This window comes from Streptomyces sp. SID14478, assembly GCF_010548525.1.
GTDB lineage: Bacteria > Actinomycetota > Actinomycetes > Streptomycetales > Streptomycetaceae > Streptomyces.
The window spans coordinates 1-20567 of record NZ_JAAGMG010000594.1 but is presented as its reverse complement, the minus strand read 5'-3'; the positions used below and the strand labels follow the sequence as shown (position 1 = coordinate 20567).

Below are 20567 nucleotides of genomic sequence, written 5' to 3'. Positions count from 1 at the left end.
CCCCGGGTCAGGTCGGCGACCTGCTTGCCGGCGAGCCGGTCCCAGCGGCGCATCACGAAGGCGCCGATCACGGCGGCGGCAGCGGCGGCAGCGGTGACGCCGCGCAGCACGAGCGGATCGTCGGCCAGCCAGACGCCGCCCGCGCAGACGAGCGGCACGCCGGCGATCACCGACGGAGGCAGCAGGCGGTGCAGGGGTGGGGAATGGCGATGACGTCCACGTGGCATGGCCAGAAACTTACCGCGCGTAGGCGAATCGCGAAGCCCCGCCCGGCAAAATCCGGGCACAGGCGGCACAGAAAGCTCCGAACTCACGCCAGGAGAGACGCACTTGCTCCTCCGCACCGCCCGTCACCGCTCACTCACCTCACCAAGATCACTTGCCGATGAGGCCCTTGGACGCGAGATAGTCCTTCGCGACGTCCGCTTCCTTCTGCCGCTCGGCGTCGACCTTGCGGTTCAGCTCGACGAGATCGTCCGTCGTGAGCGTCTTCGTCAACTTCCCGAGAACGTCGGATATCTCCTTGTCGCCGGCGTCCTTCGCATTCACAACCGGAATGATGTTGTCCGCGTTCTGCAGCTTCTTGTCGTCCTCAAGAAGGACGAGACCGAAGTTCTTCAGCGTCGCGTCGGTCGTGGTCGTCAGGACCAGCTGGTCCTCGCCGTTCTTCACCGCCTGCTTGGCCTGCGTGGTTCCCACGCCCTTGGGGTCGATGCCCGTGACGTCGATGCCGTACTTCTTCTTCAGGCCCGGCGCGCAGAAGGGCCGCGTCTCGCATTCGTCGCCGGCCGCGACCTTGACCTTCTGGCCCGACTTACCGAGATCGGAAAGCGTCTTGAGGCCGTGCTTCTTGGCGAAGGACTCGCTCACCGCGAACGCGTTCTGGTCGACCGCCCCGCCCGCGTCCAGAACCTTCAGGCCCTCCGGCTCGGCGAGGCCGCGCAGCGCGGTGACCGTGGCGTCGACATCGCTGGAGGCGACGGCCTTGGCGTCCTTGCCGTTCTTCTTCACATTGAGGAATTCGGCGAGCGTCGCGGCGTATTCGGGCACCACGTCGATCGCGCCCTTCACGAGCTGCGGCTCATAGATCTCGCGGTTCGCCACGGTCTTGACCGAGGCGTCATAACCCGCGTCGTCCAATATCTGCCGGTACAGCTCGCCCATCACCTTGGCCTCGGTGAAGCTGGCCGCACCGATGACGACCTTGCCCTTCTTGCCGCCGCCCGAGCTGCCCGAATCGTCCTTGCCCTCAAGGCTGTCGCCACCGCACGCGGCGAGACCCGCGGTCAGTGCGCCCACCGCCACGGCCGCCAGGGCCATTCGACGCGTCCTGCTGTTCATCGCTCTCCTAGTTGCACTGGTCGCAGTGATCGCACTGATCTCGCCGCGGGGCCCGGTCTCCGAGCCCGTACGGCTGCTGTAACTCACCTGGGTAAACGTCCTCAAGCCCGCCCCCGCATGGGATCGAGCACCCGGCCCACCGCCACGAACACGCCCTCCACGAGCAGCGCGAGAGCCGCCACGAGCAGGGCTCCGGCGACCACCTGGGGCGTGTCCTGCAGGTTGAACCCGGCCGTGATGATCCTTCCGAGCCCGCCCTCGCCCGCCATCGCGGCCAGCGTCGCCGTGGCGATCACCTGCACCCCCGCCGACCGCAGCCCGGTCATCACCAGCGGGTACGCCAGCGGCAGTTCGACCCGGGTGAAGACCTGTCCGCCGCTCATCCCCATGCCGCGCGCGGCCTCCACCACCGCACGGTCGACCTCGCGCATCCCCACGTACGCGTTGGTGAGCAGCGGCGGCACCGCGAACAGGACGAGCGCGATCAGCGTCGGCAGATCGCCCTGGCGGCCGAGGGGGGTGAGGGTGAGCAGCACGAGCACGGCCAGCGTGGGCACCGCCCGTCCCACGTTCGAGATGTTGATCGCGAGGGCGCCGCCCCGGCCGATGTGGCCGAGCCACAGGGCGAGCGGCAGCGCGATGAGGCAGGCGACGCCGAGCGCGACACCGCTGAAGTACAGGTGCTCGGCGAGGCGGTGCCACACCCCCTTCTCGCCCTGCCAGTTGGCTCCCGTGGTCAGCCAGTCGTAGGCACCCGATATCGCGTTCATGCCACTTTCTCCGGCTCGACGGGCTGTGCACTTGCGCGGATCCGGGACGGGCGGGAGGGCTTGGCGGCCGCCACCCGCGTCCAGGGCGTCAACCAGCGCTGTACGCCGAGCAGGAGCAGGTCCGCGAGGATCGCGAGCACCACGCACAGCACCGAGGCGGCGAGCACCTGGGCCTTGAACTGGCTGTTGAGGCCGTCGAGGATCAGCGTGCCGAGACCGCCGTAGTTGACCATCGCGCCGACCGTGGTCAGGGCCACCGTCGAGACCGTGGCGATCCGCACGCCGGCCAGCAGCGACGGGAGCGCCAGCGGCAGTTCGACCTCCCACAGCATCCGCAGCGATCCGTACCCCATGCCGCGCGCCGCTTCTCTGGCCTCTTCGGGAACGGCCTGCAGGCCCGCCAATATGTTGCGCACGAGAATCGTCAGCGAGTACAGGACGAGCCCGGTGATCACCAAGCTGATCGAGAGCCCGAAAAGGGGCAGCAGCAGGGAGAACATCGCGAGTGAGGGAATCGAGTAGAGCACCGTCGTCAGGCCCAGCACCGGTCCGGCAAAGGCGCGCTTGCGCCGGGCGAGCAGCGCGAGCGGGAACGCGATCAGGAGTCCGATCCCCACCGACGCCACCGTGATTCCCACGTGCTGAACGGTCGCATCGACCAATTCCTGGCTGCGGGTGCGCAGATACTCCCCGCACACCCAGTCATTGGCCACCAGACAGTTCTGCCCGCTCACCCCGCCCACCTCCCCCGTGTCCCGAACACATGTCGGTCGCCCGTACCTGCGCACGTGCGTTTTTGACTGTCGACGACCCTAGCCCCCGCCACTGACAATGGCCGATACCCGCCCCCCAGCCGCAACATTCCCGTCACATGACTGCCTTGCCCGGGCGTCCCCAACGCGACCGCCGCCCGGCAGAATGAGGTCCCATGATCCGGTTCGAGCACGTCAGCAAGCAGTATGCGGACGGCACCACTGCCGTCGACGACCTGTCCTTCGAGGTGAACGAGGGCGAACTGGTCACGCTCGTCGGCCCGTCGGGCTGCGGCAAGACCACGACGATGAAAATGGTGAACCGGCTCATCGAACCCACCGGGGGCCGGATATTCCTCGATGGCGACGACATATCCGCGATCGATCCGGTCCAACTGCGGCGGCGCATCGGATACGTCATCCAGCAGGTGGGCCTCTTCCCGCACAAGACGGTCCTGGACAACACCGCGACCGTGCCGCACCTGCTCGGCGTCAAGCGCGCCGAGGCCCGCAAGCGCGCGGCCGAACTTCTCGACCTGGTGGGCCTCGACCCGAAGACGTTCGGCGACCGCTACCCCGAGCAGCTCTCGGGCGGGCAGCGCCAGCGCGTGGGGGTGGCCAGGGCGCTGGCGGCCGATCCGCCGGTGCTGCTGATGGACGAGCCGTTCGGCGCCGTCGACCCGGTGGTGCGCGACCACCTCCAGACGGAGTTCCTGCGGCTGCAGCAGACCCTCGGCAAGACCGTCCTCTTCGTCACGCACGACATCGAGGAGGCCGTCCGCCTCGGTGACCGCATCGCCGTCTACGGGCAGGGCCGCATCGAGCAGTTCGACACCCCGTCGGCCGTCCTGGGCGCTCCCGCGACGGACTACGTGGCCGATTTCGTCGGCGCCGACCGGGGCCTGAAGCGGCTGTCCGTGACGCCCATCGAGGAGGGCGACCTGGAGCAGCCGCCCGTCGTGCACCTCGACGACCCGCTGCCCCGGGACCTCGACGCCCCCTGGGCCGTCGTCCTCGACAGCGACAACAACCTGCACGGGTGGATCTCCGCCGAGCACGCGCGCGCGGCGAACCCCGGTGATCCCGGTAACCCCGGCAAGAAGGACGACACCGTACGGGCCCATGCCCGCCGCATGGAGGCCTGGCTGCCGGTCGGCGCCTCCCTCAAGCAGGCGTTCGCGACGATGCTGCAGCACGACGCGGGGTGGATCGCGGTCATCGACGAACGCTCCGAGGGCCGCTTCCTGGGTGTCCTGACGCCGGCCCGGCTGCACGAGGCGCTGCGCCGCTCCACGGCGGCCGACGCCCGCGACATCGCGCGCGCGGAGGTCGAGCTGGAGACGGTGGCGCCGCTCCTCAAGTAACCGGGGACGCGGCTCCTCAAGTAACCGGGTGGCGGCCCTCCTCAAGTAAGCCGCTGTCCCAGCCACTCGAGGGTCGCCGGGATCTCGCGCCGCCACGTGTTGAAGTTGTGCCCACCGCTGTCGAGGATGATCGAGGACACGCGCGTGGGCGACTTCACCTTCTTGATGAACCGTCGCGTGTCCGCGTAATTGCCCTCCCCCTGTTTGCTGCTGGTCACCAGGAGGGACGTGGCGGGCGGCCGCACGTGGTCCAGGGACCACATCAGGTCCGCCCGGCTCCGCGCGGCGGCGTCCCCGTGGAAGAGATCACCGGTCGTCGGGTCCGAGGGCGCCTTGTAGTACGCGGACAGTCCTGCGCCCGCTCCGTAGACGCCGGGGTGGTGCATGGCCACCTTCAGGGCGCAGTAGCCGCCGGTGGAGTCGCCGACGATGCCCCACTTCTTCGCCGTCCTGTAGCGCGAACCCAGCTCCGTGGGCACGTCCTTGGCGAAGAACGTCTCCGTCTTCGGGCCGCCGGGGACGTCCACGCATTCCGTGTCGCGCGGCGGTGCCACGGTCGGCCGCAGCATCACGAGGACCATCGGCCGCATCCGGCCCGCCGCGGCCAGCGCGTGGGCGGTCTGCGGATAGTGCAGGCCCTTGATGAGCGCCTCGGCGGTCCCCGGGTAGCCGGTCAGGACCACCGCCGCCGGGAACGTGCGGTGGGCGTACCGCGGTTGGAAGTACTCCGGCGGCAGGTATACGTACGCCGGTGCGGCGATGCGCGACGCCCGTCCGACGACGTCGATCTTCTGTATCTGGCCGCCGACGGCCGGCCGCGCCCCGCCCGGCACGGTCACGTCCTGCGTGGACAGCACCTTCACCGGCGGGCGGCGGCCAGCCACGTCGTGGTCGCGCACCACGCCCTGGCCCTGCTCCTGCCCGAAGAGGTCGGCCCAGGTCGCGTAGAAGCCGAACGCCTGGTTGGCGGCGAGTCCGACCGCCGCGAAGAGCGCCAGCTGGGTGCCGAGCAGCAGGCCCACGCGCCCCGTGACGGACCTCCAGGAACGGTGCGCGAGGCGCGGCCAGAGCAGCACGGTCCCGAGGAACAGCAGTACGGCGAGCAGTACCGCGAGCGCCAGCACCTTGTGGCTCGTGAGACCCATGGGACGTTCCCTGCCTGTGAGTTGACGGCGGCCCCACGGTCGCCGGAGCGGATTCCCCGCCCTTGCCGCACCCTTTGCGGCGATTTTCCTGCGGGGAGTGAACCCGATTCCCCCTCCCTTCGTCCTAGAGGGCGCAAGTCGCGGGATGCCGGATATGGCACCGCGTTCACGTTTCTCGCGGAACTACGGGAATGCGATGTTCGTCAGGATAGATGCGGAAGATCCGCAAGAGGTTCCGAGCCGGGTGAGGCGTGTGCTGCGCGGCCCGCGGCCGGAGGCCGTGCCGACCCTGATCGCCCGGGCGTGCATCCTCGTCGGGCTCCTGGACATCGCGGCCGGTGTCTTCCCCCGCTTCCGGCACAGCCGGATGCACACCCTCGCCGAGGTGCTGCCGGGCACCCTGGGACCGTTCGCCGCGGCCCTCGCGCTCAGCAGCGGCGTCCTGCTGCTCCTGCTCGCGCACGGTCTGCGGCGCCGCAAGCGGCGGGCCTGGCGGGCGGCCGTGGTGCTGCTCCCGTTCGGCGCCTGCGCGCAGTTCGCGTACCGGCACTCGTTCCTGGGCGTCGTCATCCCGCTGCTGCTCCTGTGGCTGCTCGCCAAGCACCGCGGCCAGTTCGACGCGCTGCCCGACCCGCGCAGCCGCTGGCGCGCGGTCGCCAACTTCGTCCTCGTGGGCGCCGGTTCGATCCTGCTCGGCCTCGCGATCGTCAGCGCGCACCCGCGCAGGCTCGTCGGCAGCCCGAGCCTGGCCGACCGTCTGGAGCACGTCCTGTACGGCCTGTTCGGTGTCGACGGGCCCCTGGACTACGCGGGGCGCACGTCGAGCACGGTCGCGACCTCGCTCGGCGCACTCGGCATGGTCACCGCGCTGACCACGATCTACTTCGCGTTCCGCCCCGAGCATCCGGCCGCCCGCCTCACCGAGGACGACGAGACGAGACTGCGCGCCCTCCTGGTCAAGCACGGGGCGCGCGACTCCTTGGGGCACTTCGCCCTGCGCCGCGACAAGGGAGTGGTGTTCTCGCCCAGCGGCAAGGCCGCCGTCTGCTACCGCGTCGTCTCCGGCGTGATGCTCGCCGGCGGCGACCCCGTCGGCGACGTGGAGGCGTGGCCCGGTGCGATCGAGCGCTTCATGGACGAGGCACGGGCCCACTCCTGGACGCCGGCCGTCATGGGCTGCTCCGAGACGGGCGGCGAGGTGTGGACCCGCGAGACCGGGCTCGACGCGCTCGAACTGGGCGACGAGGCGGTGGTGGACGTCGCGGATTTCTCCCTGACCGGGCGGGCGATGCGCAACGTGCGCCAGATGGTCAAAAGGATCGAGCGCAATGGCTACGAGACCCGGGTCCGGCGCATCCGTGACCTCGGCCCGGCCGAGCTGGCCCGCATCCGCCGCGCCGCCGAGGACTGGCGCGGCACCGACACCGAGCGCGGCTTCTCTATGGCGCTCGGCCGGATCGGCGACGAGGCCGACAGCGCGTGTCTGATCGCGACGGCCCACAAGAGCGACGAGGGCGAACCGGGCCCCTACGGAGACCTCAAAGCGGTCCTGCACTTCGTCCCCTGGGGCGCCGACGGCGTCTCGCTCGACCTCATGCGCCGCGACCGCGGCGCCGACCCCGGCATGAACGAACTGCTCATCGTGGCCGCCCTCCAGGCCGCCCCGAACCTCGGCATCACCCGTGTCTCGCTGAACTTCGCGATGTTCCGCTCGGCGCTCGCCCGCGGCGAGAAGATCGGCGCGGGCCCCGTCCTGCGTGCCTGGCGCGGCCTGCTGGTGTTCCTCTCGCGCTGGTTCCAGATCGAGTCGCTCTACAAGTTCAACGCGAAGTTCCGCCCCCGGTGGGAGCCCCGTTTCGTGGTCTACCGCTCCTCCAAGGACCTCCCGAGGATCGGCTGGGCCGCGCTGCAGGCCGAGGGCTTCGTGACCCTGCGCCTGCCGCGGCCGCTGCGCCGCAGGGCACCGGAGCCCACCCCTTGCGTCCACCGCAGTGCGGAGCAGGACGTACGCGCCGCCTAGGCCCTCCCGAGGCCGTCACCCGGGGCGGCGCGGGGCACCTCGTTTCGGCTCTAGGCTGGACGCCATGAGCACGTCGCAGGTCCACCGCGGCCACGTAGCCCACCTCCCCGTCTGGGACCGCTGCGCGGTCATGGGGGTCGTCAATGTGACGCCGGACTCCTTCTCGGACGGGGGCCGCTGGTTCGACACCACCGCCGCGATCAAGCACGGTCTTGACCTGGTTGCCCAGGGCGCCGATCTCGTGGACGTCGGCGGCGAGTCCACCCGCCCCGGCGCCGCCCGCGTGGACGAGGACGAGGAGCTCAAGCGCGTCATCCCCGTCGTCCGCGGCCTGGCCGCCGAGGGCGTCACCGTCTCGGTCGACACCATGCGCGCCAGCGTCGCCGAGCAGTCCCTGGCGGCGGGCGGGGCCCTGGTCAACGACGTGAGCGGCGGCCTCGCCGACCCGGCGATGGTCCCGGTGGTCGCCGCCGCGGGGGCGCCCTTCGTCGTGATGCACTGGCGCGGCTTCCTGGAAGGAGCCACCGTCCGCGGCACCTACCAGGACGTCGTCTCCGAAGTCGTCGACGAGCTCCACGCGCGCGTGGAGGCCGTCATCGCGGGCGGGATCGCGCCCGACCACATCGTCGTCGACCCGGGCCTCGGCTTCTCCAAGGAAGCCGGCCACGACCTCACGCTCCTCGCCCACCTCGACCGGCTCCGCGCGCTCGGCCACCCGGTCCTGGTCGCGGCCTCCCGCAAGCGGTTCCTCGGCCACGTACTGGCAGGCGAGGAGGGCGCCCCGCCGCCCGCGCGCGAGCGCGACGCCGCCACCGCCGCCGTCTCCGCGATCGCCGCGCACACCGGCGCGTGGGCGGTGCGCGTCCACGAGGTGCGGGCCACCGCCGACGCGGTCCGGGTGGCCCGCGCCGTCGAAGGAGCCCTGTGACCAGCACCGACACCCAGGCCGTCGACGACGCCAACCGCGCCTTCTACGAGGCCATGGAGCGCGGCGACTTCGAGGAGCTGACCGCCCTGTGGCTGGCCCCCGAGGACGTCGCGTACGCCGAGGACGCGGACCCGGACGAGGCCGAGGACACGTCCATCAGCTGCGTGCACCCCGGCTGGCCGGTGCTCAGCGGACGCGGCGAGGTGCTCCGCTCGTACGCGCTGATCATGGAGAACACCGAGTACATCCAGTTCTTCCTCACCGACGTGCACATCAGCGTCGTCGCCGACACCGCCCTGGTGACCTGCACGGAGAACATCCTCAGCGGCGGCCCCGCCCCCGCGGAGGGCGACGAACTCGGTCCGCTCGTCGGCCAGCGCGTGGTCGCCACGAACCTGTTCCGGCGCACCCGCGACGGCTGGAAGCTGTGGTCGCACCACGCCTCACCGGTGCTCGCGGACGCGGACGACGAGGCCGACCCGGATGCCGACGGGATCGACAACGCCGACGACGACGGCTCACCCGCCTGAGTGGGTAGGCGCTTCCGAAAGGGCCGGTTTTCCCGGCACGAGGTTGGTTTCCCGGCCGCCGGGGTATGGGCGGCTACCAGCCGCGGGCGCGTCTGTCCATAGCCCCCGCGGGCGAGCGATGTCCGTGCTCGCAGGTAGATTCGATCGAGGCCACCGTGTCGACCGCACATCGACGGGACGGCCTCTACCGACGATTGCAGGAGTGATTCGCGTGGATCGTGTCGCGCTGCGCGGCCTCAAGGCCCGCGGGCACCATGGCGTCTTCCCCAAGGAGCGCGAGGAAGGCCAGACCTTCATCGTGGACCTGGTACTCGGCCTTGACACCCGGGCGGCGGCGGCCGACGACGACCTGGCGAAGACCGTGCACTACGGCGTCGTGGCGGAGGAGGTCGTGGCCGTCGTCCAAGGCGAGCCGGTGGACCTCATCGAGACGCTCTCCGAGCGCATCGCCCAGGCCTGCCTGAAGCACGAAGGGGTTCTGGAGGTCGAGGTCTGCGTCCACAAGCCGGACGCGCCGATCACCGTGCCCTTCGACGACGTGACCGTCACCATCACCCGGAGCCGAGTATGAATCAGACTCAGTTCGACCCGACCGTCCAGCCGGTGCCGACCTCCGTGGTGGCACAGGTCGACGCGGCCGACACCACGCTCTCCAACCCCAAGCGCGCCGTGCTCTCCCTCGGCGCCAACCTGGGCAACCGCCTGGAGACCCTGCAGGGCGCCATCGACGCCCTGGAGGACACCCCCGGCGTCCGCGTCAAAGCCGTCTCCCCCGTCTACGAGACGGAGCCCTGGGGCGTCGAGCCGGGCAGCCAGCCCTCGTACTTCAACGCGGTGATCGTCCTGAAGACGACGCTGCCGCCCGCCTCGCTCCTGGAGCGCGCGCACGCGGTCGAGGAGGCCTTCCACCGCGTACGGGACGAGCGTTGGGGCCCGCGCACCATCGACGTCGACATCGTCGCGTACGCCGACGTGGTCTCCGACGACCCGGTGCTCACGCTGCCGCACCCGCGGGCCCACGAGCGGGCGTTCGTCCTCGCGCCCTGGCACGACGTCGAACCGGAGGCCCAGCTGTCCGGTCGCGGCCCCGTCGCCCAGCTGCTCGACGCCGTGACCCGGGACGGCGTCGCGCCGCGCGCCGACCTGGAACTTCGGCTGCCCGAGTAGTCGTTAAGGTCTAGGGCACGCCCTTGAGGGCGGACCGTAGACATGTGATGTGAGGGGCGACCACGGGGATGAAGCAACTGCGCATCAGGACGCTGGCCGGCCTCTTCCTGGTCGCCGGGGTGCTGTCCTGGGCGGGCGCCCGGCTGTGGGACTCGGTGGGCACGCTGCCGCGGGTCCCGCTGGCCGCGCCCATCGTGCTCGCGGTGATCGCCGTCGTGCTGCTGGCGACGGCCCTGTCGATCCGCTCCCGGCTGCGCGCCCAGCGCGAGCGCCGTCCCGAGGCCAAGGGCGTCGACCCGATGATGGCCGCCAGGGCGCTCGTGTTCGGGCAGGCCAGCGCACTGGTCGCCGCACTGGTGGCGGGGATGTACGGCGGCACCGGCGTCTTCCTGCTGGAGTCCCTGGACATCCCGGCCCGCCGCGACCAGGCGATCTACGCCGGTTTCTCGGTCCTGGCAGGCATCGCGGTGATAGCGGCGGCGCTCTTCCTGGAGCGCGTCTGCAAGCTCCCGGAGGACGACGACACCGAAGGCACGGCGCCGGCCGCGTAAGGCGCGGCCGGCCGCACGGGGGCCCGGGTCAGCGCCCGATGATGAGGCTCATGGCCTCGGCCCGGGTGGCGGGATCGCGCAGCTGGCCCCGGACGGCCGACGTGATGGTCTTCGCCCCCGGCTTGCGCACCCCGCGCATGGTCATGCACATGTGCTCGCACTCCACGACCACGATCACGCCGCGCGGCTCCAGGATCTCCATCAGGGAGTCCGCGATCTGCGTCGTCAGACGCTCCTGGACCTGCGGGCGGCGGGCGTAGACGTCGACGAGGCGGGCCAGCTTCGACAGGCCCGTGATCTTTCCGTCGGAGGACGGGATGTAGCCGACGTGCGCGACGCCCACGAACGGCACGAGGTGGTGCTCACAGGAGCTCTGCACCTCGATGTCCTTGACCAGGACCATCTCGTCGTGGCCGAGGTCGAACGTCGTCGTCAGCACGTCCTCGGGCTTTTGCCACAGGCCCGCGAATATCTCCTTGTACGCGCGAGCGACCCGCGCCGGCGTCTCCCGCAGGCCCTCGCGGTCCGGGTCCTCGCCGACCGCGATGAGCAGTTCGCGCACGGCGTTCTCGGCCCGCTTCTCGTCGAACTCGCCGATCGAGCCCTCGCCGTCCAGCGTCACCGGGTCGGTCATCTGCTGTGCCTCTTCCTCGTACGGACGTCCGGCGCGGCCCCGGAAAGCACCGAGTGAACGGGTGCAACGAAAAAGGCCGCGTCCCCCACACCGTAAAGCGTGGGGGACGCGGCCTGCATTCCGGGTCTGACGGGACCCGAGGGGGTCAGCTCTCGGGGCGCTCTTCCTTCACCGTGTCCACCGGGGTGGTGGTCTCGATGGCGGGCGCCGTTCCGTTCGCCCCGTTCGTCAGTGACAGCTCCCTGGGGGAGAGCACCGGCGGGCGGGTCGAGGGGGTGCGGCGGGAGGAGCCGGTCCACGCGGGGCGGGCCGGGCGCTTCACGAGAGGAGAGAAGATCTCGGCGATCTGCTCCTTGTTCAGCGTCTCCTTCTCGAGCAGCGCGAGGACCAGGTTGTCGAGGACGTCACGGTTCTCGACGAGGATTTCCCAGGCCTCGTTGTGCGCGGTCTCGATGAGCTTCTTGACCTCTTCGTCGACGAGGGCCGCGACCTCTTCCGAGTAGTCCCGCTGGTGACCCATCTCGCGGCCCAGGAAGGGCTCGGTGTTGTCACCGCCGAACTTGATCGCGCCGAGCCGCTCGGTCATGCCGTACTGCGTGACCATCGCGCGGGCCGTACCGGTGGCCTTCTCGATGTCGTTCGCAGCGCCCGTCGTCGGGTCGTGGAAGACGAGCTCCTCGGCCGCGCGCCCGCCCATCATGTAGGCGAGCTGGTCGAGCATCTCGTTGCGGGTGGTCGAGTACTTGTCCTCGTCCGGCAGCACCATCGTGTAGCCCAGAGCACGGCCTCGGGAGAGGATCGTGATCTTGTGGACCGGGTCGGAGTTCGGAGACGCCGCCGCGACCAGGGCGTGACCGCCCTCGTGGTACGCGGTGATCTTCTTCTCCTTGTCCGACATGATCCGGGTCCGCTTCTGCGGGCCCGCGACCACACGGTCGATCGCCTCGTCCAGCATCATGTTGTCGATCAGCTTGCGGTCCGAGCGGGCGGTCAGCAGGGCCGCCTCGTTCAGCACGTTCGACAGATCGGCACCCGTGAAGCCGGGGGTGCGGCGGGCGACGGCGGAGAGGTCGACGTCGGGCGCGACCGGCTTGCCCTTCTGGTGAACCTTGAGGATCTCCAGACGGCCCTGCATGTCCGGGCGGTCGACCGCGATCTGGCGGTCGAAGCGGCCGGGACGCAGCAGCGCCGGGTCGAGGATGTCGGGCCGGTTCGTGGCGGCGATCAGGATGACGCCGCCCTTCACGTCGAAGCCGTCCATCTCGACGAGCAGCTGGTTGAGCGTCTGCTCGCGCTCGTCGTGACCGCCGCCGAGGCCGGCGCCGCGGTGGCGGCCGACCGCGTCGATCTCGTCGACGAAGACGATCGCCGGAGCGTTCGCCTTGGCCTGCTCGAAGAGGTCGCGGACACGGGAGGCACCGACACCGACGAACATCTCGACGAAGTCGGAACCGGAGATCGAGTAGAACGGGACGCCCGCCTCGCCCGCGACAGCGCGCGCAAGCAGCGTCTTGCCCGTACCGGGCGGCCCGTACAGCAGCACGCCCTTGGGGATCTTGGCGCCGACGGCCTGGAACTTGGCCGGCTCCTGGAGGAACTCCTTGATCTCGTGGAGCTCCTCGACGGCCTCGTCCGAACCTGCGACGTCGGCGAACGTCGTCTTGGGGGTGTCCTTGGTGATGAGCTTGGCCTTGGACTTCCCGAACTGCATGACTCGGGAGCCGCCGCCCTGCATCTGGTTCATCAGGAACAAGAAGACGACGACGATGAGGACGAAGGGCAGCAGCGACAGCAGGATGCCCACAAAGGCGTTCTGCTTCGTCGGGGAGACGGTGTACCCGTCCGGAATCTGCTTGTCCTCGAACTTGGCCTGCAGGTCCTTGGCCACCTCGACGCCCTGGTCGCCGATGTAGCTGGCCTGGATCTTGTCCGAGCCGTCGACCTTCTGGCCGTCCTTCAGCTCGACCTTGATGGTGTTTTCATCGCCGGTGGTCAGCTTTGCCGACTGCACCTTGTTGTCGTCGATGGCCTGAATGACCTGGCCGGTGTCCACCGTCTTGTAGCCGCCGGACGAACCGACGACCTGCATCAACACGACCACGGCAAGGACGGCCAGCACGATCCACATGACCGGCCCACGGAAGTATCGCTTCACGTCCATCCATACGGAGCGATGCCGCCCCGTCCCTCCTGCCATAGTGAGTTTGATAAGGCTGTTTGAAGCTGTTTGAAGAACTGTTCTTCGGACGGTACCCCAGCATTGTCACCCGATGCCGCAGGGGACGACCGGCAAACGTGCCTTCGCATGCTCCAACGGCGGGAAACCCACGAGGGTTCCCGGCCGCACGAACCGGGCTGACGTGTGCTCAGCCGCCGTAGACGTGCGGGGCCAGCGTGCCGACGAACGGCAGGTTCCGGTACTTCTCGGCGTAGTCCAGGCCGTACCCGACGACGAACTCGTTCGGGATGTCGAAGCCGACCCACTTCACGTCGATGTCGACCTTGGCCGCCTCGGGCTTGCGCAGCAGCGTGCACACCTCCAGGGAGGCGGGCTCGCGCGAGCCGAGGTTGGTGAGCAGCCAGGACAGCGTCAGCCCGGAGTCGATGATGTCCTCGACGATCAGGACGTGCTTGCCCTTGATGTCGGTGTCGAGGTCCTTGAGGATCCGCACGACGCCGGACGACTGGGTGCCCGCGCCGTACGAGGACACCGCCATCCAGTCCATCGTGACGGGGGTGGACAGGGCACGCGCCAGGTCCGCCATGACCATCACGGCACCCTTGAGCACCCCGACGATCAGCACGTCCTTGCCCGCGTACTCCGCGTCGACCTTCGCGGCCAGCTCGGCCAGCTTCGCGTCGATCTCTTCCTTGGTGATGAGCACCGACTTGAGGTCGGTGCCCATGTCTTTCGCGTCCACCCGCATCACTTTCGGTCGTCACACCGGCCACACAGAGGCCACCGCGTACGTGGCCTCCCGTCAGCCTTGCCGGATGACCAGTCTGCCACCCTGCCGCTGAGCGACGACTTTGCCCGGGAGATTGATCTCTCCCTGGCCGCGCCAGCCCGTGATCAGGCGGTCGACCTCTTCGATGTGGCGGGCGAAGAGCGCGCCGGCCGGGGCGCCGGCCTCGATCGCGGCCTTGCGCAGGATGCGGCGGCGCACGGCGGGCGGCAGCGCGTACAACTTGGCGCATTCCAGCAGGCCGGCGGCGTCCCGGACGGATTCGGCGGCCTGCTGGGCCCAGGTGTCCAGCGCGTCGGCGTCGTCGCGGGACAGTTGGGCCGTACGGGCGAGGGCCTCGACGACGCCCTTGCCGAGCGCCTTCTCCAGGGCCGGCAGTCCTTCGTGGCGCAGCCGCGATCTCGTATAGGCCGGATCGGTGTTGTGCGGGTCGTCCCACACCGGCAGGTGCTGCACGAGGCAGGCCTTGCGGGCGGTCTGGCGGTCCAGGCGCAGGAACGGCCTGCGGTAACGGCCTGCGGCCCCCGAGACCGCAGCCATTCCGGACAGGGAGCGGATGCCGGAGCCGCGGGCGAGGCCCAGCAGGACGGTCTCGGCCTGGTCGTCGCGGGTGTGGCCGAGCAGGACGGCGGCGGCGCCGTGGCGCTCGGCGGCGGCGTCCAGGGCGGCGTAGCGGGCGTCCCGGGCGGCGGCTTCGGGGCCGCCCTCGCGGCCCACGTGCACGGCGACGGACTCGGCGGGAGCCAGGCCGAGGGCGGTCAGGCGCAGGACGACATCCTCGGCACGGGTGTCGGAGCCGGGCTGCAGACCGTGGTCGACGGTGATGCCACCGGCGCGGATGCCGAGTTTGGGGGCTTCGAAGGCGAGGGCCGAGGCGAGCGCCATGGAGTCGGCACCGCCCGAGCAGGCGACCAGCACGAGCGGCTGAGCGCCGGGAGAAGCCGAGGGGGGCTGGGGGTTCTCGCTGAGGATGTCGTGGAGTACGCGGCGGACCGCCAGGCGTATCGCCGCGACCGCAGGATGGGGACCCATGTCCGGTTCCCTTCATTCCGTTGTCTGGGGGGTGGGCGCCAACTAGGTCTGGACTAGCCGACGAGCCGACTGGCGCGGCTCAGTCGCTCAACGGTGACTCGGTGATTTCAGTCACGCAGAGTGTGTCGATGGTGACAGAGCCGAGCCATTCCCTGAGCATTGCACGCCTACCCACGGCCTACGGTCCCTCGGATGGGTGATCCTGAGCAATTTTGGGCGTGGCTTACGGGGCCTCGTGAGCGCCGTCTGTCTTGTTGTGCACCCGCGCGACCCAGTCCGCCGGTTTGGCGATCTCCGCCTTCGTGGGCAGCGTGTTCGGCGACGTCCAGACACGGTTGAAGCCGTCCATGCCGACCTCGTCCACGACGGCCCGGACGAACCGCTCGCCGTCGCGGTACTGGCGCAGCTTGGCGTCGAGGCCGAGGAGCTTGCGCAGCGTCATGTCGAGCCGGGAGGCGCCCTTCTGCCTGCGCTGCTGGAACTTCTCGCGGATCTCCCCGACCGTCGGCACGACCGCGGGGCCGACGCCGTCCATCACGAAGTCCGCGTGCCCTTCGAGCAGGGACATGACGGCGGTGAGCCGGGCCAGGATCTCGCGCTGGGCGGGCGACTGGACCAGTTCGACGAGCGACCTGCCGCCGTCGTCCTCCTCGCCGTCCGGGCGTCCGCCCGCGAGGGACTGGGCGGCTTCCCTGATGCGCTCCAGGAACGTCGTCGGGTCGACCTCGGTCTCCGCGAGGAACGACTGGATCTCGCCCTCCAGGTGGTCCCGCAGCCAGGGCACCGCCGTGAACTGCGTGCGGTGCGTCTCCTCGTGCAGGCAGACCCAGAGCCGGAAGTCGTGCGGATCGACGTCGAGTTCGCGCTCGACGTGCACGATGTTCGGCGCCACGAGGAGGAGGCGGCCGCCGCCGTTCGGCGCGGCCGGCAGGTCGCGGGTGGCGGGGGCGAAGGTCTCGTACTGGCCGAGGACGCGGGAGGAGAGGAAGGACAGCAGCATGCCGAGCTCGACGCCCGTGACCTTGCCGCCGACCGCGCCCATCATGGCGGGGCCGGGACCCGAGCCGCGCCGCTCCTGCATCTTGTCGAGCAGGGGCTTGAGGATCTCGCGGAAGCCCGCGACGTTGGCCTTCACCCAGCCCGGCCGGTCGACCACGAGGATCGGGGTGTCGTGCGCCTCGTCCGTGGCCATGCGCGTGTACGCGCGCACGTGCTCCTCGGACTCCTTCGCGTGCCGGCGCAGCTCCGCGACGATGGCGCGTGCCTCGTCGCGGCTGACTTCTGGGCCGGGTCGTACGAGTCGGGTCGCGGTCGCCACCGCGAGATTCCAGTCGACCATCTCCGCACCACCGATGCTCGTCATGCGTCAACGGTACGTGACCCTCTGCCTACGTGGAGAGGGTTGGACCCTGACGCGACCCTGACTCTCAGCGGCAGCCGCAGTTGGCCACGGACGAGGCGAGCCGGTCCAGGCCCGCCTGGGCGGACTGGGGTGCGGGGGCGTCCTGTGTCATGAACGCGAAGACGAGCAGGCGCCCGTCGGCGTCGACGACCGTGCCCGCGAGGGTGTTCACCCCGGTCAGGGTGCCGGTCTTGGCGCGGACGAGGCCGGTCCCCGAGGCGTCGGCGGCGTCCCCGTAGCGGTTGCTGAGAGTGCCGGTGAAGCCCGCGACGGGCAGGCCGGTGAGGACCGCGCGCAGTTCCGGGCGCGCGGGGTCCGCGGCCTTCGCGAGCAGGCCGGTGAGCAGGTCGGCGGAGACCTTGTCGGCGCGGTCGAGGCCGCTTCCGTCGGCGAAGTGGGCGCCGGAGAGCGGGAGTCGCAGCTTGTCGAGCTGCTCCTTGACCGCCTTGCCCGCGCCGTCGAAGTCGTGGCTCTCGTCGGCGGCGATCGCGGTCTGTCGGGCGAGGGCCTCGGCGATGTCGTTGTCGCTGTTGGTCAGCATCCGCTCGACGAGGGCGGACAGCGGCGGCGATTCGACCTTCGCGACGTCCTCGGCCTGGCCGGATGCCTTGCTGGGCCCGGGCTCGCCCTTGGTCTTGATGCCGCGGGCGTGGAGCAGGTCCGCGAACTGCCCGGCCGCCGCGGCCGCCGGATCGGCGGCGCGCGCGGCCGGGCCGCTGTTCGAGCCGTCGGTGCGGGCCTCGTCGGTCATCAGGGCGGTGACCTGGGCGAGGTTCTCGTTCGGGCCGATGGGGTGCCAGGGCGTACCGGAGTACAGCGAGGTGTCGTAGGAGAGCGTGACCTCGGTGGTGCCGGAGGCCTTGAGGGACGCCGCGGTCTCGTCGGCCAGGGTGCGCAGGCCGGCGGCGCCGTAGGGGTTCTTCTCGCGGGCCGTCAGCGTCGGGTCGCCGCCGCCGATCAGGACGAGCTCCTTGGAGTCCTTCTCCAGGGCCGTGCGGGTGGCGATGCGGTGATCGGGGCCCGCCGCGGTCAGTGCCGCGACGGCCGTGGCCAGCTTGGTGGTGGAGGCCGGGGTCAGCGCGTCACCCGAGGACTTTCCGTACAGCCTCTTTCCGGTGACGGCGTCGACGACCGCGGCGGTGCGGTGCGTCCCCAGCGAGGCGTCCTTCAGGAGCGGGTCCAGCACGTCGGCCAGGGCGCGCTTCGTCGGTCCGGGCACGGAGGAACCCGGTGCGGCGAGCACGGCGGGGGCACTGGGGGCGGCGGACGGTGCCCCCGGGGACGTACGGCCGTGATCTGCGCCACCCCCGCTGCCCTGGGAAGCCGACCGGTCCGCCTCGGCCTTACGCTGACCCGAAGCGTCCCAGGGACCGGCCGAGGCCGCCACGACGGCCGCGAGGGCGAGACCCACCGCCGTCGCACCTACCGTGACGTGCTTGGTCTTGGACCCGGCAACGGCCTTCGCCACACTCTTCACGAGTTGCGAAGCCTTCAGCTCCGGCACCGCGGACCAGCCCCTTTCGCGATCACACACCTGCGTGAGGGACACTTAACCACCAGTCGTATGTGTTGATCATGGAGGAGCCACCGGTGGAGTTCGACGTCACGATCGAGATTCCGAAGGGATCGCGGAACAAGTACGAGGTCGACCACGAGTCCGGTCGCATCCGCCTCGACCGTCGTCTGTTCACGTCGACCGCCTACCCGACGGACTACGGCTTCGTCGAGAACACGCTCGGCGAGGACGGGGACCCGCTGGACGCGCTGGTCATCCTGGACGAGCCCACGTTCCCGGGCTGCCTCATCAAGTGCCGCGCCATCGGCATGTTCCGCATGACGGACGAGGCCGGCGGCGACGACAAGCTGCTGTGCGTCCCGGCGACGGACCCGCGGATGGAGCACCTGCGCGACATCCACCACGTCTCCGAGTTCGACCGCCTGGAGATCCAGCACTTCTTCGAGGTCTACAAGGACCTGGAGCCCGGCAAGTCCGTCGAGGGCGCCGACTGGGTGGGCCGCACCGAGGCCGAGGCCGAGATCGAGCGTTCCTACAAGCGCGCTCAGGACCAGGGCGGTCACTGACCCCGACTGTTCACGCACGGGCCGCACGATCCCCACGGGGTCGGGCGGCCCGTTCGCGTATTCGTGCGCATACTGAGGCGTACGGGAGGCAGACGGATACGCATATGTAATCGTGCGAAGGGCGAGGAACCACAGAGGTGTCACACAGGTGACGGAGCGGGAATCCGAGGCCCAGGAGGACCGCAAGCCGCAGTCCGACGAGGCCCGCAGCGCGTTCACACAGCCCATCGGGGTGGTGTCGCCGCCTTCGGTTCCGGAGGAGGAGGCGTCGACCACCTCGGAGTTCTCGCTGCCCCAGGGGCTGAGCGTGCAGGCTCCGGAGGCGCCGGACGTGGAGGGCTCGGCGTTCACGCCGCCGAAGACGTACAGCACCCGGCAGTCGCCGCCCGCGTTCACTCCCGCGCACGGCATCCCCATGGTCAAACTGACCAAGGAGGCGCCGTGGCAGGACCGGATGCGCACCATGCTGCGGCTGCCGGTCGCCGAGCGGCCCGCGCCCGAGCCGGTGCAGAAGGAGGACGACGCGGGGCCCGCCGTGCCGCGCGTGCTCGACCTGACGCTGCGTATCGGGGAGCTGCTGCTCGCCGGTGGTGAGGGCGCCGAGGACGTGGAGGCGGCGATGTTCGCCGTGTGCCGCTCCTACGGGCTGGACCGGTGCGAGCCGACCGTGACGTTCACGCTGCTGTCGATCACCTTCCAGCCGTCGCTGGTCGACGACCCGGTGACCGCCTCGCGCACGGTGCGCCGCCGCGGCACCGACTACAACCGGCTCGCGGCCGTGTTCCGGCTCGTCGACGACATCAGCGACGAGGACATCGACGTCACGCTGGAGGAGGCGTACCGGCGCCTCGCGGAGATCCGACGCAACCGGCACCCCTACCCCGGCTGGGCGCTGACCGGCGCGAGCGGGCTGCTCGCCGGGTCCGCCTCGATCCTCGTCGGCGGTGACCTGCTGGTGTTCATCGCCGCGGCCATCGGCGCGATGCTGGGCGACCGGCTCGCGTGGCTGTGCGCGGGGCGCGGGTTCCCGGAGTTCTACCAGTTCACGATGGCCGCGATGCCGCCGGCCGCGATCGGCATCCTGCTGACCCTGGCCCACGACCACGTGAACGTGCAGGCGTCCGCGGTGATCACCGGTGGACTGTTCGCGCTGCTGCCGGGGCGGGCGCTGGTCGCCGGTGTGCAGGACGGTCTGACGGGCTTCTACATCACGGCGTCGGCCCGGCTCCTGGAAGTCATGTACTTCTTCGTGGGCATCGTGGTCGGGGTCCTGATCATGCTCTACGTCGGGGTGCAGCTGAACGCCAAGCTCAACCCGGAGGCCGCGCTGCAGGGCGGCCCCGAGCCGTGGTGGCAGATCGGGGCGTCGATGTCCCTGTCGCTGGCGTTCGCCGTGCTGCTCCAGCAGGAGCGCTCGACGGTGCTCGCGGTGACGCTCAACGGCGGGGTGGCCGGGACGATCTTCGGCGCGATGCACTACGAGGGCGGGATCTCGCCGGTGGCCTCGACGGCCGCGGCGGCCGGGCTCGTCGGCCTCTTCGGGCAGTTGTTCTCGCGCTACCGGTTCGCGTCCGCCCTGCCCTACGTGACGGCCGCGATCGGCCCGCTGCTGCCGGGTTCCGCGACGTACTTCGGGCTGCTGGCCATCGCGCAGAACGACGTCGACAAGGGGATGGTCTCGCTGTCCAAGGCCGCGGCCCTGGCGCTGGCCATCGCGATCGGGGTGAACCTGGGTGGCGAGATCTCCCGGCTGTTCATCCGCTCGCCCGGGGCGGCGAACCGCCGGGCGGCGAAACGTACGCGCGGGTTCTGAGGCCCGGGCCCGCAGACCGGGGCCCGGCCGGGCCCGGGGGCGCTACCGCTTGGCGTGCCGGCCGCGCGGG

The 20567-nt window shown here is 70.4% G+C and carries 19 protein-coding genes and 1 pseudogene; 9 read left to right on the top strand and 11 right to left on the bottom strand.

Features of this window, described 5'->3' with window-relative positions; translation table 11 throughout:
- The 4 genes and pseudogenes from G3I40_RS19090 to G3I40_RS19075 form a co-directional block, all read right to left on the bottom strand.
- Window positions 1-227: pseudogene (locus G3I40_RS19090) on the bottom strand (hypothetical protein); the annotation flags it as partial.
- Between the two features lie 148 nt (window positions 228-375).
- Window positions 376-1341: an ABC transporter substrate-binding protein gene (locus tag G3I40_RS19085; protein WP_164303341.1), complete on the bottom strand. Its 966-nt coding sequence runs from the start codon at window positions 1339-1341 to the stop codon at window positions 376-378.
- Window positions 1342-1442: 101 nt separating this feature from the next.
- The gene (locus tag G3I40_RS19080) at window positions 1443-2111 is read right to left on the bottom strand and encodes an ABC transporter permease (protein WP_164303340.1); all 669 of its coding nucleotides are present in this window, start codon (window positions 2109-2111) and stop codon (window positions 1443-1445) included.
- Complete coding sequence (locus G3I40_RS19075) at window positions 2108-2845, bottom strand: ABC transporter permease (protein ID WP_164303339.1); 738 nt, start codon at window positions 2843-2845, stop codon at window positions 2108-2110. The genes G3I40_RS19080 and G3I40_RS19075 overlap by 4 nt, the downstream gene beginning before the upstream one ends.
- Before the next feature lie 194 nt (window positions 2846-3039).
- Here G3I40_RS19075 and G3I40_RS19070 point away from each other — a divergent pair, with 194 nt between their 5' ends.
- Window positions 3040-4227, top strand: a complete 1188-nt coding sequence (locus G3I40_RS19070) for a betaine/proline/choline family ABC transporter ATP-binding protein (protein WP_164303338.1) — start codon at window positions 3040-3042, stop codon at window positions 4225-4227.
- Window positions 4228-4268: 41 nt separating this feature from the next.
- Here G3I40_RS19070 and G3I40_RS19065 read toward each other — a convergent pair whose 3' ends face one another.
- Window positions 4269-5372, bottom strand: a complete 1104-nt coding sequence (locus G3I40_RS19065; protein WP_164303337.1) for an alpha/beta hydrolase-fold protein — start codon at window positions 5370-5372, stop codon at window positions 4269-4271.
- Between the two features lie 196 nt (window positions 5373-5568).
- On the opposite strand from G3I40_RS19065, the gene G3I40_RS19060 reads away from it, so the two are divergent.
- The 6 genes from G3I40_RS19060 to G3I40_RS19035 all read left to right on the top strand — a co-directional run bounded on the left by G3I40_RS19060 (window position 5569) and on the right by G3I40_RS19035 (window position 10568).
- Window positions 5569-7392, top strand: a complete 1824-nt coding sequence (locus G3I40_RS19060) for a phosphatidylglycerol lysyltransferase domain-containing protein (RefSeq protein WP_164303336.1) — start codon at window positions 5569-5571, stop codon at window positions 7390-7392.
- Between the two features lie 64 nt (window positions 7393-7456).
- Window positions 7457-8320, top strand: coding sequence for a dihydropteroate synthase (gene folP / locus G3I40_RS19055; RefSeq protein WP_164303335.1), 864 nt, complete (start codon window positions 7457-7459; stop codon window positions 8318-8320).
- The gene (locus G3I40_RS19050) at window positions 8317-8850 is read left to right on the top strand and encodes a nuclear transport factor 2 family protein (protein ID WP_164303334.1); all 534 of its coding nucleotides are present in this window, start codon (window positions 8317-8319) and stop codon (window positions 8848-8850) included. Before folP ends, G3I40_RS19050 begins: the two co-directional genes overlap by 4 nt.
- A gap of 211 nt (window positions 8851-9061) precedes the next feature.
- Complete coding sequence (gene folB, locus G3I40_RS19045) at window positions 9062-9421, top strand: dihydroneopterin aldolase (RefSeq protein ID WP_164303333.1); 360 nt, start codon at window positions 9062-9064, stop codon at window positions 9419-9421.
- The gene (folK, locus tag G3I40_RS19040; RefSeq protein WP_164303332.1) at window positions 9418-10017 is read left to right on the top strand and encodes a 2-amino-4-hydroxy-6-hydroxymethyldihydropteridine diphosphokinase; all 600 of its coding nucleotides are present in this window, start codon (window positions 9418-9420) and stop codon (window positions 10015-10017) included. The genes folB and folK overlap by 4 nt, the downstream gene beginning before the upstream one ends.
- 68 nt (window positions 10018-10085) lie before the next feature.
- On the top strand, window positions 10086-10568 hold the full coding sequence (locus G3I40_RS19035) for a DUF3180 domain-containing protein (RefSeq protein ID WP_164303331.1): 483 nt from the start codon (window positions 10086-10088) through the stop codon (window positions 10566-10568).
- A 28-nt stretch (window positions 10569-10596) separates the two neighbouring features.
- On the opposite strand, the gene folE is transcribed toward G3I40_RS19035, so the two are convergent.
- The 6 genes from folE to dacB form a co-directional block, all read right to left on the bottom strand.
- Window positions 10597-11202 carry a GTP cyclohydrolase I FolE gene (gene folE / locus G3I40_RS19030; RefSeq protein WP_164303330.1) on the bottom strand — a complete coding sequence of 202 codons (606 nt, stop codon included), beginning with the start codon at window positions 11200-11202 and terminating at the stop codon, window positions 10597-10599.
- A 145-nt stretch (window positions 11203-11347) separates the two neighbouring features.
- Window positions 11348-13363 carry an ATP-dependent zinc metalloprotease FtsH gene (gene ftsH / locus G3I40_RS19025; protein ID WP_164303329.1) on the bottom strand — a complete coding sequence of 672 codons (2016 nt, stop codon included), beginning with the start codon at window positions 13361-13363 and terminating at the stop codon, window positions 11348-11350.
- 205 nt (window positions 13364-13568) lie between these two features.
- Window positions 13569-14129 (bottom strand): hypoxanthine phosphoribosyltransferase, encoded by a 561-nt coding sequence (gene hpt / locus G3I40_RS19020; protein ID WP_164303328.1) that lies wholly within the window; start codon window positions 14127-14129, stop codon window positions 13569-13571.
- A 54-nt stretch (window positions 14130-14183) separates the two neighbouring features.
- Entirely contained in the window at window positions 14184-15200 is a 1017-nt protein-coding gene (tilS, locus tag G3I40_RS19015; protein WP_164303327.1) for a tRNA lysidine(34) synthetase TilS, read from the bottom strand.
- 223 nt (window positions 15201-15423) lie between these two features.
- On the bottom strand, window positions 15424-16563 hold the full coding sequence (locus G3I40_RS19010; RefSeq protein WP_164303326.1) for a zinc-dependent metalloprotease: 1140 nt from the start codon (window positions 16561-16563) through the stop codon (window positions 15424-15426).
- Window positions 16564-16627: 64 nt separating this feature from the next.
- A complete protein-coding gene (gene dacB, locus G3I40_RS19005) occupies window positions 16628-18070 on the bottom strand; it encodes a D-alanyl-D-alanine carboxypeptidase/D-alanyl-D-alanine-endopeptidase (protein ID WP_343244958.1) in 1443 nt (480 codons plus the stop codon).
- Between the two features lie 122 nt (window positions 18071-18192).
- On the opposite strand from dacB, the gene G3I40_RS19000 reads away from it, so the two are divergent.
- Both G3I40_RS19000 and G3I40_RS18995 read left to right on the top strand, forming a co-directional pair.
- The gene (locus G3I40_RS19000; protein ID WP_164303342.1) at window positions 18193-18684 is read left to right on the top strand and encodes an inorganic diphosphatase; all 492 of its coding nucleotides are present in this window, start codon (window positions 18193-18195) and stop codon (window positions 18682-18684) included.
- Between the two features lie 148 nt (window positions 18685-18832).
- Window positions 18833-20497: a threonine/serine exporter family protein gene (locus G3I40_RS18995; protein ID WP_164303324.1), complete on the top strand. Its 1665-nt coding sequence runs from the start codon at window positions 18833-18835 to the stop codon at window positions 20495-20497.
- The last annotated feature ends 70 nt before the right edge of the window (window positions 20498-20567 follow it).

Excerpts from the sequence above, each read along its gene's own strand:
- G3I40_RS19085 (WP_164303341.1), bottom strand. The coding sequence starts at position 1,341 with ATGAACAGCAGGACGCGTCGAATGGCCCTGGCGGCCGTGGCGGTGGGC.
- G3I40_RS19080 (WP_164303340.1), bottom strand. The coding sequence starts at position 2,111 with ATGAACGCGATATCGGGTGCCTACGACTGGCTGACCACGGGAGCCAAC.
- G3I40_RS19070 (WP_164303338.1), top strand. The coding sequence starts at position 3,040 with ATGATCCGGTTCGAGCACGTCAGCAAGCAGTATGCGGACGGCACCACT.
- G3I40_RS19065 (WP_164303337.1), bottom strand. The coding sequence starts at position 5,372 with ATGGGTCTCACGAGCCACAAGGTGCTGGCGCTCGCGGTACTGCTCGCC.
- G3I40_RS19060 (WP_164303336.1), top strand. The coding sequence starts at position 5,569 with ATGTTCGTCAGGATAGATGCGGAAGATCCGCAAGAGGTTCCGAGCCGG.
- folP (WP_164303335.1), top strand. The coding sequence starts at position 7,457 with ATGAGCACGTCGCAGGTCCACCGCGGCCACGTAGCCCACCTCCCCGTC.
- folK (WP_164303332.1), top strand. The coding sequence starts at position 9,418 with ATGAATCAGACTCAGTTCGACCCGACCGTCCAGCCGGTGCCGACCTCC.
- G3I40_RS19035 (WP_164303331.1), top strand. The coding sequence starts at position 10,086 with ATGAAGCAACTGCGCATCAGGACGCTGGCCGGCCTCTTCCTGGTCGCC.
- folE (WP_164303330.1), bottom strand. The coding sequence starts at position 11,202 with ATGACCGACCCGGTGACGCTGGACGGCGAGGGCTCGATCGGCGAGTTC.
- ftsH (WP_164303329.1), bottom strand. The coding sequence starts at position 13,363 with ATGGACGTGAAGCGATACTTCCGTGGGCCGGTCATGTGGATCGTGCTG.
- hpt (WP_164303328.1), bottom strand. The coding sequence starts at position 14,129 with ATGCGGGTGGACGCGAAAGACATGGGCACCGACCTCAAGTCGGTGCTC.
- tilS (WP_164303327.1), bottom strand. The coding sequence starts at position 15,200 with ATGGGTCCCCATCCTGCGGTCGCGGCGATACGCCTGGCGGTCCGCCGC.
- G3I40_RS19010 (WP_164303326.1), bottom strand. The coding sequence starts at position 16,563 with ATGACGAGCATCGGTGGTGCGGAGATGGTCGACTGGAATCTCGCGGTG.